The sequence below is a fragment of the Pseudomonas sp. Ma2-10 genome, from assembly GCF_054330215.1.
In genome coordinates this window covers 260,995-275,712 of record NZ_JBTEYL010000004.1, presented here as the reverse complement: position 1 = coordinate 275,712, position 14,718 = coordinate 260,995, and the positions used below count along the sequence as shown (strand labels likewise).

The window sequence follows — 14,718 nt, the reverse complement described above, 5'->3', positions numbered from 1 at the left end:
TCACCTTGGTCAGATTCGGCAAAATCAACAACAGCGTAGTGGCGAAAAGAATGAGCCCGGCTTGACGTACTTTCGATTGTTTGAACATGGCTTGACCGCCTTTATTGTTATTTCCTGATGCCTGCCTGCATTTCTCCATGACGGCAGGACGTTGCACTTCCTGTTTGACGAGCGCCTCGGCAAAACCCGACGACAACTTCGTACAAGTTCACCTTAGAGCCCGCGTCACGCTTGCTTTAGATCCATTTCGTATGGGGTTCACATAAATTGCTCTTAAAAAGGCATGAGGCCTATTGCCAGCTTCTTGGGCGCCCGTTGGCTAGACAGCTTGGTGTCCTGAATCGGTTAACTCAGTCCTTGCCTACCGTCCGTCTGAGCGTGACCGTCAACGTCTGTGAGCACTGCGGTCATTGAATCCAGGGCCGCTCGGCCTAAGGTGGGGACTCTGCATTTACTCCCCGCTCAGGTTCGAGGCCGTCATGACCCACGCTCTGATTTTCGACGCGTTACGCACCCCCCGCGGCAAAGGCAAGGCCAACGGCGCCTTGCACAGCCTCAAACCTGTGAATCTGGTAGCCGGGCTGCTCACCGCGCTGCAGCAGCGCACGTCTCTGGATACCCGTCAGGTCGACGATGTGGTACTTGGCTGCGTGACGCCCATCGGCGACCAGGGTTGCAACATTGCCAAAACCGCGACCCAAGTGGCGGATTGGGATGTCAGCGTGGCGGGTTTGCAGATCAACCGCTTTTGCGCCTCGGGGCTGGAGGCGGTGAACCTTGGGGCGATGAAAGTGCGTTCCGGCTTCGAAGACCTGGTGGTGGTCGGTGGTGTTGAGTCCATGTCCCGCGTGCCGATGGGCAGCGATGGCGGCGCTTGGGCGCAGGACCCGCAAACCAGTTTTCACAGCCATTTCGCCCCTCAAGGCGTGGGCGCTGACCTGATCGCCACGCTGGAAGGCTTCAGCCGTCAAGACGTCGATGCCTATGCGCTGCACTCCCAGCAAAAGGCTGCGCGGGCAAGCGCCGACGGTTCGTTCAACAAATCGCTGGTGCCGGTGCAGGACCAGAACGGCATTATCCTGCTCGATCACGATGAATTCATCCGCGCCGAATCAACCATGGAAGGTTTGGGCAAGCTCCAGCCGAGCTTCGAGATGATCGGGCAAATGGGTTTCGATGCCACCGCGCTTCGGGTCTTCAGCCATGTTGAGCGGATCAACCATGTGCACACGGCGGGTAACAGTTCCGGGATCGTCGATGGCGCGGCGCTGATGCTGATCGGTTCAGAGGCCAAGGGCCGGGCGCTGGGTTTGCAACCGCGGGCGCGGATCGTCGCCACGGCGATCACCAGCACCGATCCGACCATCATGCTCACCGGTCCCGCGCCGGCCACCCGCAAGGCACTGGCCAAAGCCGGGTTGCGGGTCGAAGACATTGATCTGTTCGAGGTCAACGAAGCGTTCGCCTCGGTGGTGCTCAAATTCATCAAAGACATGGCGATCGACCCGGACAAGGTCAACGTCAACGGCGGCTCCATCGCCATGGGCCATCCGCTGGGAGCCACTGGCTGCGCGATCCTCGGCACGCTGCTCGACGAACTGGAAACCCGGCGCCTGCGCTATGGCCTGGCGACGCTGTGTGTCGGCGGCGGCATGGGCATCGCCACCATCATCGAACGCCACTGAGCCCCGACTTCAAGGAAACCTTCCATGACCGAAGCCATTCGCTACGAAAAAGGTCAGGACCAGATCGTCGTCCTGACCATCGACATGCCGGGCCAGAGCGCCAACACCATGAACGCGGTCTACCGCGAAGCCATGGCCGCGTGTGTCTCCAGGCTCGTTGCCGACCAAGACACCCTCGCTGGCGTGATCATCACCTCGGCCAAAAAAACCTTCTTCGCCGGCGGTGACCTCAACGAACTGATCAAGGTCGGCAAGCCTGAAGCCAAAGCCTTCTATGACAGGGTGCTGATGCTCAAAGGGCAATTGCGAACCCTGGAAACCCTCGGCAAGCCGGTGGTCGCCGCGATCAACGGCGCCGCGTTGGGCGGCGGTTGGGAAATCTGCCTGGCGTGTCATCACCGGATTGCGCTGGACGATTCTTCGGTGCAAGTCGGCCTGCCGGAGGTGACCCTCGGCCTGCTGCCGGGCGGTGGCGGGGTCGTGCGCATGGTGCGGATGCTCGGTATTGAAAAAGCCTTGCCCTATTTGCTGGAAGGCAAGAAAGTGCGGCCGAGGCAGGCGTTGCGGGCTGGTTTGATTGATGAACTGGCGGCGGATCGTGATGAACTGCTGGCCAAGGCTCGCGCCTGGATTATCGCCCATCCTTCAGCTGTGCAGCGCTGGGACGTGAAGGGCTACCAGATTCCCGGTGGTACGCCGTCGGACCCGAACGTCGCGCAGATGCTGGCCATCGCGCCGTCGATCCTGCGCAGCAAAACCCAGGGCTGCCTGCCCGCGCCAGAGAAAATCCTCTGCGCTGTGGTAGAAGGTGCTCAGGTGGATTTCGACACTGCGCACCTAATCGAAACCCGTTATTTCACCGAATTGACCACCGGCCAGGTGTCGAAAAACCTGATAGGTACGCTCTGGTTCCAGCTCAACGAAATCAATGCCGGCGGCTCGCGGCCTAAGGGCTTTGCACCTTACGTGACGCGTCGCGTGGGCGTGCTGGGCGCAGGCATGATGGGCGCCGGCATCGCCTTTGTCAGCGCCTCGGCCGGCATCGACGTGGTGCTCAAGGACATCAATCTTGCGGCGGCACAGAAGGGCAAGGCTCATTCGGCGGCGTTGCTGGACAAGAAGGTTTCTCGTGGCCAATTGAGCGCTGATCAGCGCGATGCAGTGCTGGCGCGAATTCACCCCACCGAACGCGACGCCGATCTGGCCGGTTGTGATCTGATCATTGAGGCGGTGTTTGAAGATCGCGATCTGAAAGCCAACGTCACTGCGGCGGCGCAAAAAGTCGTTGGCCCGGATGCGGTGATTGCTTCCAACACGTCGACCTTGCCCATCAGCGGCCTCGCGACCGCCGTGCCGGATCAGAGCACGTTCATCGGCCTGCATTTTTTCAGCCCCGTGGAGAAAATGCCCTTGGTGGAAATCATCAAAGGCGCCCGCACCAGCGACGAAACCCTGGCTCGCGGGTTCGATTTCGTCCTGCAAATCAAGAAAACGCCGATTGTGGTCAACGACAGTCGCGGTTTTTTCACCTCGCGGGTGTTCGGCACGTTCACCAACGAAGGCATCGCCATGCTGGGCGAAGGCGTGAGCGCGCCGATGATCGAGACCGAAGCGCGCAAGGCCGGCATGCCGGTCGGACCTCTGGCGATCTCCGACGAAGTGTCCCTCAGCCTGATGAGCCATATCCGCCAGCAAACCGCCAAAGACCTGCAAGCAGAAGGGAAACCGCTGATTGAGCACCCGGCGTTCGCCGTGATTGACTTGCTGCTCAACGAATACCGGCGTCCGGGCAAGGCTGCCGGGGGTGGTTTCTACGAGTATCCGGCGGGTGGGCAAAAGCATTTGTGGCCAGAGCTGAAAAGCCGTTTCGAGAAGGCTGACGGGCAGATTTCGCCGAAGGACGTGCGTGATCGGCTGCTGTTCGTGCAAGCCATCGAAACCGTGCGCTGTGTGGAGGAGGGGGTGTTGACCTCGACGGCGGACGCCAACATCGGCTCGATCTTCGGGATCGGCTTCGCCGCCTGGACCGGCGGCGCGCTGCAGTTCATCAACCAGTACGGCGTGAAAGATTTCGTCGCCCGCGCCCAGTACCTGGCGGAGCAGTATGGCGCGCGATTCGCACCCCCTGCGCTATTGCTGGAGAAAGCGGCCAAAGGGGAGGCGTTTTAGGGGGCGGGCGACGCATTCCGGGGCTTGCCTTGCCACGGTGTTTCAAGGCAGGCTCTAGGGTGTGCATTATTCCCATCACGTGTCAGGTATTTTTCATGTCGTTACGCATCTGCATTCTGGAAACCGACATCCTGCGTCCGGAACTGATCGATCAATATCAGGGTTACGGGCAGATGTTCCAGCGTCTGTTTTCGCAGCAACCCATCGCTGCCGAGTTCACGGTGTACAACGTGATGCAGGGCGACTATCCCAGTGATGAGCTGGCCTTCGACGCCTACCTGGTCACCGGCAGTAAGGCCGATTCCTTCGGCACCGACCCGTGGATTGAAACCCTCAGGGCTTACCTGCTGACCCGCTACGCGCGCGGCGACAAACTGCTGGGCGTGTGCTTCGGCCATCAACTGCTGGCGCTGCTGCTGGGCGGCAAGAGCGAGCGCGCGACCCAGGGCTGGGGCGTGGGCACCCACAACTACAAACTCGCCGCCAAGGCGCCGTGGATGAGCCCGGTGAGGGAAGCGCTGACCTTGTTGATCAGCCATCAGGACCAGGTCACCGCGCTCCCGGAAAACGCCACGGTCATCGCTTCCAGCGATTTCTGCCCGTTCGCCGCGTACCACATCAACGATCAGGTGCTGTGCTTCCAGGGACATCCCGAATTCATTCACGATTACTCGCGCGCGTTGTTGGATATTCGTCAGGAAGCGCTGGGCGAGCAGATTTACTCGAAAGGTATGGCGAGCCTTGAACACGACCATCACGGCACAACCGTTGCGGAGTGGATGATGCGATTTGTGGCACACAAGCCTGAAGCTGGATCGGCTCAATGAGCTGACAACCAATCTGTGGCGAGCGGCTAAAGCCAGCCCGATTTCTTGAAGCTCGCCCATAAACCCACACAACCCACTGTAATAAACCCCAACACCGCGAAATACCCGTATTGCCAACTCAACTCCGGCATGTTCTGGAAGTTCATCCCGTAAATCCCCGCCACCGCCGTCGGGAACGCCAGAATCGCCGCCCACGCCGCAAACTTGCGCTGCACCACGCTTTGGCGTGACGCTTCCAGCAACACCCCAACCTCAATGGTCTGGCTGGCAATGTCCGCCAGGGTTGTCAGGTCTTCCATCTGCCGCGTGACGTGGATCTGCACATCGCGAAAGTACGGGCGCATGTTCTTGTCGATAAACGGAAAGTTCAGCTTTTGCAGTTCTTCACCGATTTCTACCATCGGCGCGGCATAACGGCGTAAGCGCAACACATCGCGACGCAAGCTGTGGAGCTTCTGGATGTCGTGTTCATTGAGGTGGCTACACAGCACGTTGATCTCAAGCGCATCGATCTCGGCATGGATCGCTTCGCCCATCGGCTGGTAGTTTTCGATCACGAAGTCGAGGATGGCATAGAGTACGAAATCTTCCCCGTGCTCCAGCAACAGCGGGCGCGCCTCGCAGCGCTGTCGCACATGGGCGTAGGACGCGGAGTGGCCGTTGCGTGCGGTAATGATGTACCCATTTCCGGCAAAGATATGAGTTTCGATGAACTGCAGTTTGCCTTCATGCCGGATCGGCGAATACGTGACGATGAACAGCGCATCGCCAAAGGTTTCCAGTTTCGGTCGACTGTGCTTTTCCAGGGCGTCTTCGATGGCCAGTTCGTGCAGGTTGAACTGGCGTTGCAGATTGAAAAGCTCTTGAGCGTTTGGTTCTTCAAGGCCGATCCACACAAAGTGGCCAGGCTTTGCAGCCCAGGCAGCGCCTTCGTCGAGGGTGATATTGGTGACTTTCTTACCGGCGCTGTAAACCGCAGCAGCAACAACTCTACCCATGATAGTGATTCACTTCTTATTGGCAGCTTTCTATTAGCAAAGAGGGAACTGGCAGGCAGTCACCAGCTTAGCCCTGTCTGCTGCATGAGAGTCAGTGAAATCTGTTGAGTTCGTTGGTAAAAACTCGCAGGCAAAAGAAAACCCGCGCCGGGCGGGTTTCTTTTAATCGGCTTGCAGTTGCCGATCCATCGACGCGATGCACTCGCGCATCTGCTCGCGGCACTGGGCAATCAGCAGCGGCATGTCATCCAGGCTCAATCCAGTCGTAGGAATCGCCGGTAGTGAGCGGATCAGAATCTTCCCACTGCGCCAACGGTTCAATCGCATGTGTTTAACGTAACTGCTGACGCACACCGGAACAATCGGCACGCCGGCGGCAATGGCCATTTGAAAGGCGCCTTTCTTGAACGGCAGCAACTCTTCGCCCAAGTTGCGCGTGCCTTCCGGGAACACCCAGATCGACGTGTCTTCATTCTGTAACGTGTGGGTAGTGGTCAGCATCGACTGACGCGCTTTCTGCGCATTGCCGCGATCGATCAGCACATTGCCCGCCAGCCAGAACAACTGACCGAACAGCGGCACCCACTTCAGACTCTTCTTGCCGATACACACGGTGCGGCGGGGCACCACGTTGCCGAGCACAAACAGATCGTAGTTGGACTGGTGGTTGGCGATGATCACGCAGCTGTCGGGTTTATCCATCAGCGGTCTGACGTCGGCCTTCACCCGTAGACGCAAAATGCACATCGCCGGCCATGCATAAAGACGCGCGCACAAACGGCTGTTGTCAGGATTGAACGGTCGGCACAGGCCGAGAATCACCCCAAGCACACCGGCCAGAATAAAGTGCAAGCCCATCAATAACATACGAAACACAAACAGCATTTACAGACCCACCGGGACAAAAGGTGGCGCAGTGTACGGATGTGCACTGTTTTCGGCAATTACCACTATAGAGGTGGGAGATGGGCGATGTTTGAGCGCATGTTTCCGACTTGTGGGCCAGGCGCGATCTAGAGCGCTTGTAGGCTTTTAAACGGAGCGCGTAAGAAAAAGCCCGACACGGCGGTCGGGCTTTTCGGTACGGCACGTTTGGGTTTAAACCAAAACCTCCTGATCCTGGATGATCGCGCTGTCCAGCGTCTCCAGCAGCGCCTTGCGGACTTTGAGCTTGGTGTTCTTGTGAGCGATCATGTTGATCTTCTTCAACTGACGAGCCGCCGCCAACGCCGCGCCTTGCAGCGCTTCGGCCGACACCACCAGGTCGAGGAAACCGGCATCCACGGCACTCTGCGGATTGAACATCTCGGCATTGATCACCGAACGGTGGAACGCCGACTTGCGCAGACGATCACGGGCCAGTTCGATACCGGCGTGGTGCATGGTCATGCCGATCTGCACTTCGTTCAGACCAATGCTGAACGGGCCGTCGACACCAATGCGGTAATCCACCGACAACAACAGGAACGCGCCCTTGGCCACCGCATGCCCAGGGCACGCGACGATCACCGGGAACGGGTGCGCCAACAGACGACGGGCCAGCGTCGAACCGGCCGTTACCAGCGCCACGGCTTCTTTAGGGCCGGAGGTCATCACTTTCAAATCATAACCACCCGACAGAATCCCGGGTGTACCGGTAATGATCACCACCGCACGATCAGTCACCGCCTGATCCAGCGCGGCGTTAAACGCAACAATCACGTCCGGAGAGATGGCATTGACCTTGCCATTGCTCAAGGTCAGGGTCGCGATACCGTCTTCGAGATGGTAGGAAATCAACTCACTCATGACGCTATTCCTTTCAATAAAGTAGGGCAGACGTTACCCACCGCCGCAGGCCAGGTAAAGCACCGTGACTGACCGCCCAGTCACCCTTTCCCCGCCCGGCAAGCGTCGCCCGCCACGTCAGCCGCGCATTCCCCTCTATATAGAGGAGGGCGCGAAGCCGGAGATTGGCGGGTTTGCCATGGACTGGAACCTGCTCGAACGACTAAAACGCTAACCGCATGAAAATTCTGCAAAAAAAATTTGCCATCGGAAAAGCTTTCGACTACATTAGCGCGCCTCGACAGACAGAACATGTTTGACGAGATACGGTGAAGTGTCCGAGTGGCTTAAGGAGCACGCCTGGAAAGTGTGTATACAAGAAATTGTATCGAGAGTTCGAATCTCTCCTTCACCGCCACATTTAGAAAAGCCCCGCAAATCAATGGTTTGCGGGGTTTTTTGCTTTCCGATTGTACTACTCCTTTGTACTACTGTTTTCGGCGGTTAAGTCGGATCATCTGCTTCCTAGACTCGGTTTGCGAATGTGTTCGTCCTGGGTCTTCGCAAAGGTGGTTTCTTTCCGACTGTCGGCGGTGTATTGATATCCGCTTTGCAGGGCTTTCTAAGGATATTTCTACAAAGTGTTTAGAATAGGGTCGGTCAGGCCGTATAATGGAACGTATACTCGTCCTTCAAAGCGTGATTTTTAACTTTTCGTTGGGGTGGTTACGCTCCCAGCAAATAATTGTATAAAATTCAAAAGCGCTATTTTTCGTGCATGGACTTCGGTCTAAACAAGTTTGACTTGCAAACACTGAAATATTCCCCAATCCCGCGTACTGCTGGGCGTTGGCTATATTCTGTGGGTGGGATATTTACTTCTCTGTAGTATCTTGTGTAATGCAGTTGAATGCAGGGCTGATCGAATTGGTGTTATGTAATTTTAAGGTGTTCTTTCATTCATCCAGCTAGGAAATAGATTTAATCGAAAAGTCATCATGTCAAACAATAAAAAATATTACCTCCAGGATCGCTTCATGGGGGTCTCAGTCAAGTGTAACGCTGAATATCCATCGTTAATCAAGATCATAGAAACGCTGCATGTGATGGTATATAGGTGCACTAAAGCCTACGCTAGACAACGCGGATATCATGTTAGGCTTAGGTTTACAGAGAAAATGGATAGCCGTAAATTCAGCGCTCGCCTTTCTACTTTCTTCAAAAGAAAATCCGACTACGTGCCAATGCGCTTAATGGTCGTGGAATACGATGAGGGTGGAGAAGGGTTACACTATCACGTTGCTATAATACTGGACGACAGGTGGGATCGGAGATCAAGTCTTGAGCACTTCATGGCCCGGCTATTTACTGGCGGTTTTTTAGCGAACTACGAGGTTATATGCCCTGATATTGACCCTTTTGGGCATCACCTTTGGACCTTAGAAGAAAAAGATAGCTATTTTGAATGGATGACCTATCTGGCTAAGGTCGCAACCAAGGCCGATACAGGTCAAGTTTGGAGTTCTTGCCGCGTTGTCAGTCGTGCGTTGAAAGAATGGAAGCTCGCTGGTAAACCTGGTTTACGGAAACAAATACTCGACCAACATCCGAATGATAGTATCGCGACTGTTGATGTTTTTGAACTCATGCAATTGGTTGATGTGTCATCAGTAGTTATGTTGCCGTGTACGGTCTCTAGCGTGCTATGTGAGGCGATTTGAGCGGTCACCCTGCGGGGTTGTACTGGTGTTGTGTTTTAGCCTTCCAGTGGCTTTTATAGGCTGTTCCAGGTGTGCCTTGAATTAACATAACTTATATTTGTGCTGCTTCTATGTTGTCATGCTTGGGTACCCGCTGACTGGTAACAAATATCACTGGAATGTATTTGGGTGGATTGACTAGACAGTCATCGTCAGTAACTGCAAAACTTTCTTTACGGGCATTATGCCATCATCATATGCTTGCCGCATCATCAACCCATCAATTCTGCGGTAGCGACATGAAAGCTAAAAAGATATTTTCTGGATGCATCATTGGAATGACCTTGGCGACAAATTCATTTGCTGACATCGCTAATAAGTCTGCCCAAATCGATGCATCCCCTCGCCGACTGTACCTCGCCCAGAAACCAGTACAACAGCCAAGTCTAGCTAGTCCTGTAACGTCAAATTACGCTGAGATAGTGAATAGCATTGATGATTTGATCATAGCGCGAGTAGTTGAAAACTGGGCTCGCCCACCGTCGGCGCGAAATGGCATGGTGGTCGTGGTACAGGTTGAGATGGTGCAGGACGGCACGATGAGGTCAGTCAATGTCGCCAAGTCCAGTGGAGATGTTCCTTACGATAACTCGGTGGTAGCGGCAGTCAAAAGTATCGGTCGCTTGTCGGAAATGCAGAAACTCAAACCGAGTGATTTCCAGCCATACCGTTCATTCAAGCTGACATTCTCACCTGGAGATCTAGCCTTGTAATCAATGGCACCCGGCATGCGCGTCGGGTGCGTCGACGAATTGGCCGCACATGGTGGGAGTCACCATAGCCAAATAACCCCTGGCGACCCCTCAGCGTCTTTCCGCAAGGGCTTGGACAATCAAAACTCTGCTCGTTCGATAATCCCGGCAGCCAACATTCCATCACCACCCACTCAAGGATGATCACCATGCCAGACAATGCAGAGGCCAACATCCCCAAACCGGACTGTAAATCGCGCTTCTACGCGAACTCCACATCGGCTGACGTGCCGATAAATTTCAGATTTAACGTAGACGCGCGCACTTCAATTTTGGCGAAGCGTTTTTACACGCTCTGGGCCGTTCTCTGCCGGTCATCACTACGCGTGTGCTGGTCAAGTTGAATGCAAACGGTTGGTCAGCACGGATGCAATTGACTGGTCAGTGACAATGCAAATCGGTGGTCAAGTCCAAGCAATTACGCATTGAGTCTTGTTAAGTGGAATGACAGACCTTCAAAGACGTCTTCCTTGGAACTCAATGCTACTCACGCACGCACGTTATGCAGGAATCCATCATGGAACCGGCAGAACTGGAAAAGGTTCATGTGGCGATCGTCAAGCTGATGGCTAAGCAGCCAGGCTGAACGCCGAGGCTGGGAAGACGACCTGTGACACTTTTTGGTATCCGGTGGCTGTGGCAACTCCACCGCATCAATGAATAAGACTTTCCCCGATGCCATAGCCAGCGACCCCGCGAAATCAGGCAGGATGGTCGGCTGGCCACCATCTGCTGATCGCACCGTGCGCTTCGATGACCTGGGATAAATCCCTGCCGGTCGCCAGTCTCGACTAACGATCCGGTCACCTTGCCGGCGTTTGATGCGTTGGCTCAACATCTGTCCAGGTTGCCTTGGGTAATTACCCCCGGGCCATGAAGAAGGAAATTTAATGATCACCACCACAACCCACACTATCGAAGGCCGACCAATCACCGCCTATCTGGACATCGTCAGCGCCGAGTCGGTGCAGGGTGTCAACGTTATCCGCGATATGTTCGCCGGGATGCGGGATTTTTTCGGTGGGCGCTCCCAGACATTGGAGCGAGCGCTGAAGGAAGCACGGATTCAGGCAACCGACGAGTTGAAAGAACGGGCGCGGGCGCTTCAGGCTGATGCGGTGGTGGGGCTTGATTATGAGATCAGCATGCCGGCCGGGAAGGGCGGGATGGTGGTGGTGTTCGTGACCGGTACGGCGGTCAAGTTGAGGTGAGTGTGTGACGAGGCCGTTCGTCGGGGATGCAATAATCTGAACTACAGGTCCAGTAATGACTGACTAGTCTCAAAAGCGTTGAAGGTCGATATTTTTCAGGCAAATAGGGCTTGCCGGTGTCGACCCTTTTTTTGAGAGGGGAAAGGTATGGCTGATTCGTATATCGAAGAAGACGGGTCTGAGTTTCCGATCAACAGTTGCGTGCAGTGTGGTCAAGCGGAGTATGTGTCGGGCTTTGGCGAAGACCGGGACCAGGTCGCCAAAGTAAAATCCAAGGTGCCCCGAACCGAAAAGGCGAATTTCTTGCCAAAGAGGGTGACGGCGCCTTCCAGGAAGTAAGCGACAACCGGACAGCCCCCGCCATTGAGCGGGGTTTTCATTTTCACAAAGTTTTCACACCTGCCTACGTAGGCTCAACTCATCCGTTAGAAAGCAGTACCTGGCCCGTTCCCCAGCGGGCTTTTTTTTGCCTGTCATAAAACCTTTTCTATAAACGCTGTCCAACCGTCGCCTATTGCGAGGTTGTACCCGTGCGTGTCTGGACGTTGTCTCCTCTAAAGCATTCAATCTCGCCCCTTTCGGTTACCCCTTTTTTTGAGGTTCTTGTCATGCGTTTAACACTGCCTGCTTTGGTTTTGGGGCTTTTGGTTGCTCAAGGTGCGATGGCTGCGGGTGATGGCACTGCCGCCATTGGTGGTGGTTTGGGTGGCGCGCTGGGCAATGTGGTCGGCCAGAGCATGGGCGGCAGCACCGGTGCAGCGATTGGTGCTGGTGTAGCGGGCGCGGCCGGCAGCGCTGTTGCCGCACGCAAAGGTAGCCGCACTAAAGCCGCTATTGGTGGTGGTGTTGGCGCAGCTGGCGGTTCGGTGATCGGCAACAGCCTGGGCGGCAAGACCGGTTCGACCATTGGCGCAGGCGTGGGTGGTGCGTTGGGCGGCGGCGTGGGCAGCAACCTGGCCAAAGGTCACAAGCGTCACTGATCCTGATCGATCAGCTCAAAAAACCCGGCTTGCTGCCGGGTTTTCGTATCTGGATATTTCTTGTTCGCGTTCTTCGAATGTACAGCTGTCCAACGATCAACGTTGGCGTGATGAAAAAGCTAGACTCACGCCATCCGTAACACGTTCTCTTACCCCCGATACGGAATTTAGAGGTTCATATCATGCGTATGACATTGTCCACGTTGGTTCTGGGACTTTTGGTCGCTCAAGGTGCAATGGCCGCCGGTGACGGCACCGCTGCAGTTGGCGGTGGTATTGGCGGTGCGCTAGGTAACGTGGTCGGCCAGCAAATGGGCGGCAGCACGGGTGCCGCGATTGGCGCCGGTGTAGGCGGCGCGGCAGGTAGCGCGGTCGGCGCGAACAAAGGCAGTCGCACAGAAGCGGCTATTGGTGGTGGTTTGGGGTCGGCTGGTGGCTCGGTGATCGGCAATAGCCTCGGCGGTTCTACCGGTTCGACCATTGGCGCCGGCCTGGGCGGCGCGGCGGGTGGGGCGGTAGGCAACAACTTGGGTAACGATAGCGGCAGTTCGCACTCCGGTAGCGGCCACAAGCATAAGCATAAAAACAAGCACAAGAACAAACATCACTGATTCGACATCGAGCGACACCAAAAACCCGGCCCCGCGCCGGGTTTTTCATTTTTGGTCGTAGGATTCTGGAACGTTTGGTCGTACGTCGCCTCGAACTTCATACACCCCAGAATGTTGTGAGGTATGCCATTACTCCTGAAACCGAAGGCAAGGAAGAAAAAGGCCCGAGCGGGCTTCCGTTCATTAACGATCCGGGGAACGAAGACCCTGGCTCACTGATGGATGACGCAACGGTGCCGCTCAATGATTCCGATGATGCGGGCGACGTCGGAAATATCGAGTTCGAAGGCGAGGAAGAGGACGAGGACGAAGATTGACCCTGCTGTGCAACGGATTCGACCGATCGTCTCTGTGATCGAACGCAATGCAGGGCGCAATCCTCGGTACTTCGGGGCCTGGTTTTCAGGCCCCGTGAGGTGCCTTATGAGCGCTGATCGGAAAGACTCCGACATCGACGATACCTCCGAATATTCGTTGCCTTCACCGACCGATTCCCTAAGTCGTGATCAACGTCCGCCTGATCACGACACCGCTGTAAAGCAGTTGCCGTCTGATGAAGTGAAGCGTGGGGATGTGGAGGCTTACCCTGATGACCCGAGCTGAACCTACGATGTGGCGCAGTGCCGCTCGTCGATGGTGAGCCCCCTTAAAAAGTGGTCGTTGCCAGACATCAGGTACGCACTTTTTGAAGGAGATACACCATGATCAGATCAAACCTGACGACCCTGGCGGGATCGGCGTGTTGTCGGCCGGCTCAATACATCGGCTCGCCAAACGTCTGCTCTCCCGCCATGTCGCAAAGCAATGGGTCAAGCCTCACCGGCGTATTGCCGATCGGCACGAAACGCGCCGCCTCAAACATATGCACCCGAGTCAACGGGTCGCCGGCCGGGCACGCGGCGACTACCCGCAGCCCGAGGGTGTTATTCAAGGCCAGGACCTTGTCAGGTACGAACATCCACAGTCTCGCGCGCGGATCAATTCAGAACGCGGGACTCTGCGTGGGGTCGAGGTGAAAAAAAGTCGGGAAGTAGGTGTTTTGTGTAGGGGAATCGTTAAATGACGGAGAGCACTTCGGCGCAGGTTTTAGTGCCGATCAGGCATTGGCCGTTGCCCTATGCTTGCCGCGCTCGCTATGCTGCTGAATCCTTTAATCGATCGCGGCCCCGGCTGTACCTGAGCCGCCTCGGGATGTCATTAGAAAACGGATCAGATGCGATGAATGCACCGCTGAATGAATGTGGCCCGATCAAGGCCGTGATATTCGATATGGACGGCTTGTTGCTGGACACCGAGGGCATTTACACCGAAGTCACGTCCATGATTGCCGCGCGTTACGGTCGGGTTTTTGACTGGAGCGTCAAGCAGAACATCATCGGCCGCGGCGCGGGTGATCTGGCGCGTTATGTGGTCGAGGCGCTAGACCTTCCGATTACCGCCGAAGAGTTTCTGGTGATCCGCGAACCGTTGATGCGCGAGCGTTTTCCTACAGCGCTGGCGATGCCTGGCGCACAGGAGCTGGTTCGACACTTGAAGGCCAACAATATTCCGATCACGGTGGGCACCAGTTCTTCGCGTCAATCGTTCGGTCAGAAAACCACCTTGCACCGCGACTGGTTCGCACTGTTCGATTTCATCGTGACGGCTGATGATCCGGAAGTTGGCGCGGCTAAACCGGCGCCGGATATCTTCCTCACGGCCGCGCGGCGCTTGGGGGTCGCGCCTGAGAATTGCCTGGTGTTCGAGGATTCGCCGTTCGGTGTCACGGCGGCGAAAGCGGCGGGAATGACTGCGATTGCGATCCCGGATGCGGCGATGGCTGATGAAAAGTACGCACACGCCGATGGCATTCTTCGTACGCTGAAGGCGTTTAAGCCAAGCGCCTGCGGTTTGCCAGCGCTCGAATGGGCTTAAAGCTGCGCACATAAAAGCGCCGGCAACCTGATCAGGGTTGCCGG

General features: G+C 56.1%; 14 protein-coding genes, 1 tRNA gene and 2 pseudogenes. 13 read left to right on the top strand and 4 right to left on the bottom strand.

Annotation, left to right across the window (positions count from 1 at the left end):
- The first annotated feature begins 479 nt into the window (after positions 1 to 479).
- From ACXPVS_RS08430 to ACXPVS_RS08420, 3 genes are all read left to right on the top strand, one after another.
- Entirely contained in the window at positions 480 to 1,685 is a 1,206-nt protein-coding gene (locus ACXPVS_RS08430) for an acetyl-CoA C-acetyltransferase (protein WP_458509513.1), read from the top strand.
- Between the two features lie 24 nt (positions 1,686 to 1,709).
- A complete protein-coding gene (locus ACXPVS_RS08425; protein ID WP_458509512.1) occupies positions 1,710 to 3,854 on the top strand; it encodes a 3-hydroxyacyl-CoA dehydrogenase NAD-binding domain-containing protein in 2,145 nt (714 codons plus the stop codon).
- Between the two features lie 95 nt (positions 3,855 to 3,949).
- Positions 3,950 to 4,681, top strand: coding sequence for an amidotransferase (locus ACXPVS_RS08420; protein ID WP_458509511.1), 732 nt, complete (start codon positions 3,950 to 3,952; stop codon positions 4,679 to 4,681).
- 26 nt (positions 4,682 to 4,707) lie between these two features.
- Here the strand turns inward: ACXPVS_RS08420 and ACXPVS_RS08415 are convergent, their stop codons facing one another.
- From ACXPVS_RS08415 to ACXPVS_RS08405, 3 genes are all read right to left on the bottom strand, one after another.
- Complete coding sequence (locus ACXPVS_RS08415; protein WP_458509510.1) at positions 4,708 to 5,679, bottom strand: magnesium and cobalt transport protein CorA; 972 nt, start codon at positions 5,677 to 5,679, stop codon at positions 4,708 to 4,710.
- A gap of 162 nt (positions 5,680 to 5,841) precedes the next feature.
- Entirely contained in the window at positions 5,842 to 6,564 is a 723-nt protein-coding gene (locus ACXPVS_RS08410) for a lysophospholipid acyltransferase family protein (protein WP_458509509.1), read from the bottom strand.
- A 213-nt stretch (positions 6,565 to 6,777) separates the two neighbouring features.
- Positions 6,778 to 7,467, bottom strand: coding sequence for a crotonase/enoyl-CoA hydratase family protein (locus tag ACXPVS_RS08405; RefSeq protein ID WP_458509508.1), 690 nt, complete (start codon positions 7,465 to 7,467; stop codon positions 6,778 to 6,780).
- Between the two features lie 64 nt (positions 7,468 to 7,531).
- On the opposite strand from ACXPVS_RS08405, the gene ACXPVS_RS08400 reads away from it, so the two are divergent.
- The 9 genes and pseudogenes from ACXPVS_RS08400 (at position 7,532) to ACXPVS_RS08360 (ending at position 13,363) form a co-directional block, all read left to right on the top strand.
- Positions 7,532 to 7,681 (top strand): hypothetical protein, encoded by a 150-nt coding sequence (locus tag ACXPVS_RS08400; RefSeq protein ID WP_185049171.1) that lies wholly within the window; start codon positions 7,532 to 7,534, stop codon positions 7,679 to 7,681.
- A gap of 93 nt (positions 7,682 to 7,774) precedes the next feature.
- Positions 7,775 to 7,864 (top strand) — tRNA-Ser (locus ACXPVS_RS08395).
- Positions 7,865 to 8,624: 760 nt separating this feature from the next.
- Positions 8,625 to 9,167, top strand: coding sequence for a hypothetical protein (locus ACXPVS_RS08390; protein WP_458509507.1), 543 nt, complete (start codon positions 8,625 to 8,627; stop codon positions 9,165 to 9,167).
- A gap of 464 nt (positions 9,168 to 9,631) precedes the next feature.
- Positions 9,632 to 9,919 (top strand): annotated as a pseudogene (locus tag ACXPVS_RS08385) (cell envelope integrity protein TolA); the annotation flags it as partial.
- 929 nt (positions 9,920 to 10,848) lie between these two features.
- On the top strand, positions 10,849 to 11,169 hold the full coding sequence (locus tag ACXPVS_RS08380; RefSeq protein ID WP_458509506.1) for a YbjQ family protein: 321 nt from the start codon (positions 10,849 to 10,851) through the stop codon (positions 11,167 to 11,169).
- 608 nt (positions 11,170 to 11,777) lie between these two features.
- Positions 11,778 to 12,149 carry a bacteriocin gene (locus ACXPVS_RS08375; RefSeq protein ID WP_458509505.1) on the top strand — a complete coding sequence of 124 codons (372 nt, stop codon included), beginning with the start codon at positions 11,778 to 11,780 and terminating at the stop codon, positions 12,147 to 12,149.
- A gap of 182 nt (positions 12,150 to 12,331) precedes the next feature.
- Complete coding sequence (locus tag ACXPVS_RS08370) at positions 12,332 to 12,760, top strand: glycine zipper domain-containing protein (protein WP_458509504.1); 429 nt, start codon at positions 12,332 to 12,334, stop codon at positions 12,758 to 12,760.
- Positions 12,761 to 12,888: 128 nt separating this feature from the next.
- Entirely contained in the window at positions 12,889 to 13,077 is a 189-nt protein-coding gene (locus ACXPVS_RS08365; RefSeq protein WP_458509542.1) for a hypothetical protein, read from the top strand.
- Positions 13,078 to 13,183: 106 nt separating this feature from the next.
- Entirely contained in the window at positions 13,184 to 13,363 is a 180-nt protein-coding gene (locus tag ACXPVS_RS08360; protein WP_458509503.1) for a hypothetical protein, read from the top strand.
- Positions 13,364 to 13,517: 154 nt separating this feature from the next.
- Here ACXPVS_RS08360 and ACXPVS_RS08355 read toward each other — a convergent pair.
- Positions 13,518 to 13,718, bottom strand: a pseudogene (locus ACXPVS_RS08355) (hypothetical protein); the annotation flags it as partial.
- Between the two features lie 260 nt (positions 13,719 to 13,978).
- Between ACXPVS_RS08355 and ACXPVS_RS08350 the strand changes: the two are divergent.
- Positions 13,979 to 14,674, top strand: a complete 696-nt coding sequence (locus tag ACXPVS_RS08350) for an HAD-IA family hydrolase (protein WP_458509502.1) — start codon at positions 13,979 to 13,981, stop codon at positions 14,672 to 14,674.
- Positions 14,675 to 14,718 lie beyond the last annotated feature (44 nt).

Bases quoted from the DNA above. Each gene is read 5' to 3' on its own strand.
- ACXPVS_RS08430 (WP_458509513.1), top strand. From the start codon at position 480: ATGACCCACGCTCTGATTTTCGACGCGTTACGCACCCCCCGCGGCAAA.
- ACXPVS_RS08425 (WP_458509512.1), top strand. From the start codon at position 1,710: ATGACCGAAGCCATTCGCTACGAAAAAGGTCAGGACCAGATCGTCGTC.
- ACXPVS_RS08420 (WP_458509511.1), top strand. From the start codon at position 3,950: ATGTCGTTACGCATCTGCATTCTGGAAACCGACATCCTGCGTCCGGAA.
- ACXPVS_RS08415 (WP_458509510.1), bottom strand. From the start codon at position 5,679: ATGGGTAGAGTTGTTGCTGCTGCGGTTTACAGCGCCGGTAAGAAAGTC.
- ACXPVS_RS08410 (WP_458509509.1), bottom strand. From the start codon at position 6,564: ATGCTGTTTGTGTTTCGTATGTTATTGATGGGCTTGCACTTTATTCTG.
- ACXPVS_RS08405 (WP_458509508.1), bottom strand. From the start codon at position 7,467: ATGAGTGAGTTGATTTCCTACCATCTCGAAGACGGTATCGCGACCCTG.
- ACXPVS_RS08390 (WP_458509507.1), top strand. From the start codon at position 8,625: ATGGATAGCCGTAAATTCAGCGCTCGCCTTTCTACTTTCTTCAAAAGA.
- ACXPVS_RS08380 (WP_458509506.1), top strand. From the start codon at position 10,849: ATGATCACCACCACAACCCACACTATCGAAGGCCGACCAATCACCGCC.
- ACXPVS_RS08375 (WP_458509505.1), top strand. From the start codon at position 11,778: ATGCGTTTAACACTGCCTGCTTTGGTTTTGGGGCTTTTGGTTGCTCAA.
- ACXPVS_RS08370 (WP_458509504.1), top strand. From the start codon at position 12,332: ATGCGTATGACATTGTCCACGTTGGTTCTGGGACTTTTGGTCGCTCAA.
- ACXPVS_RS08360 (WP_458509503.1), top strand. From the start codon at position 13,184: ATGAGCGCTGATCGGAAAGACTCCGACATCGACGATACCTCCGAATAT.
- ACXPVS_RS08350 (WP_458509502.1), top strand. From the start codon at position 13,979: ATGAATGCACCGCTGAATGAATGTGGCCCGATCAAGGCCGTGATATTC.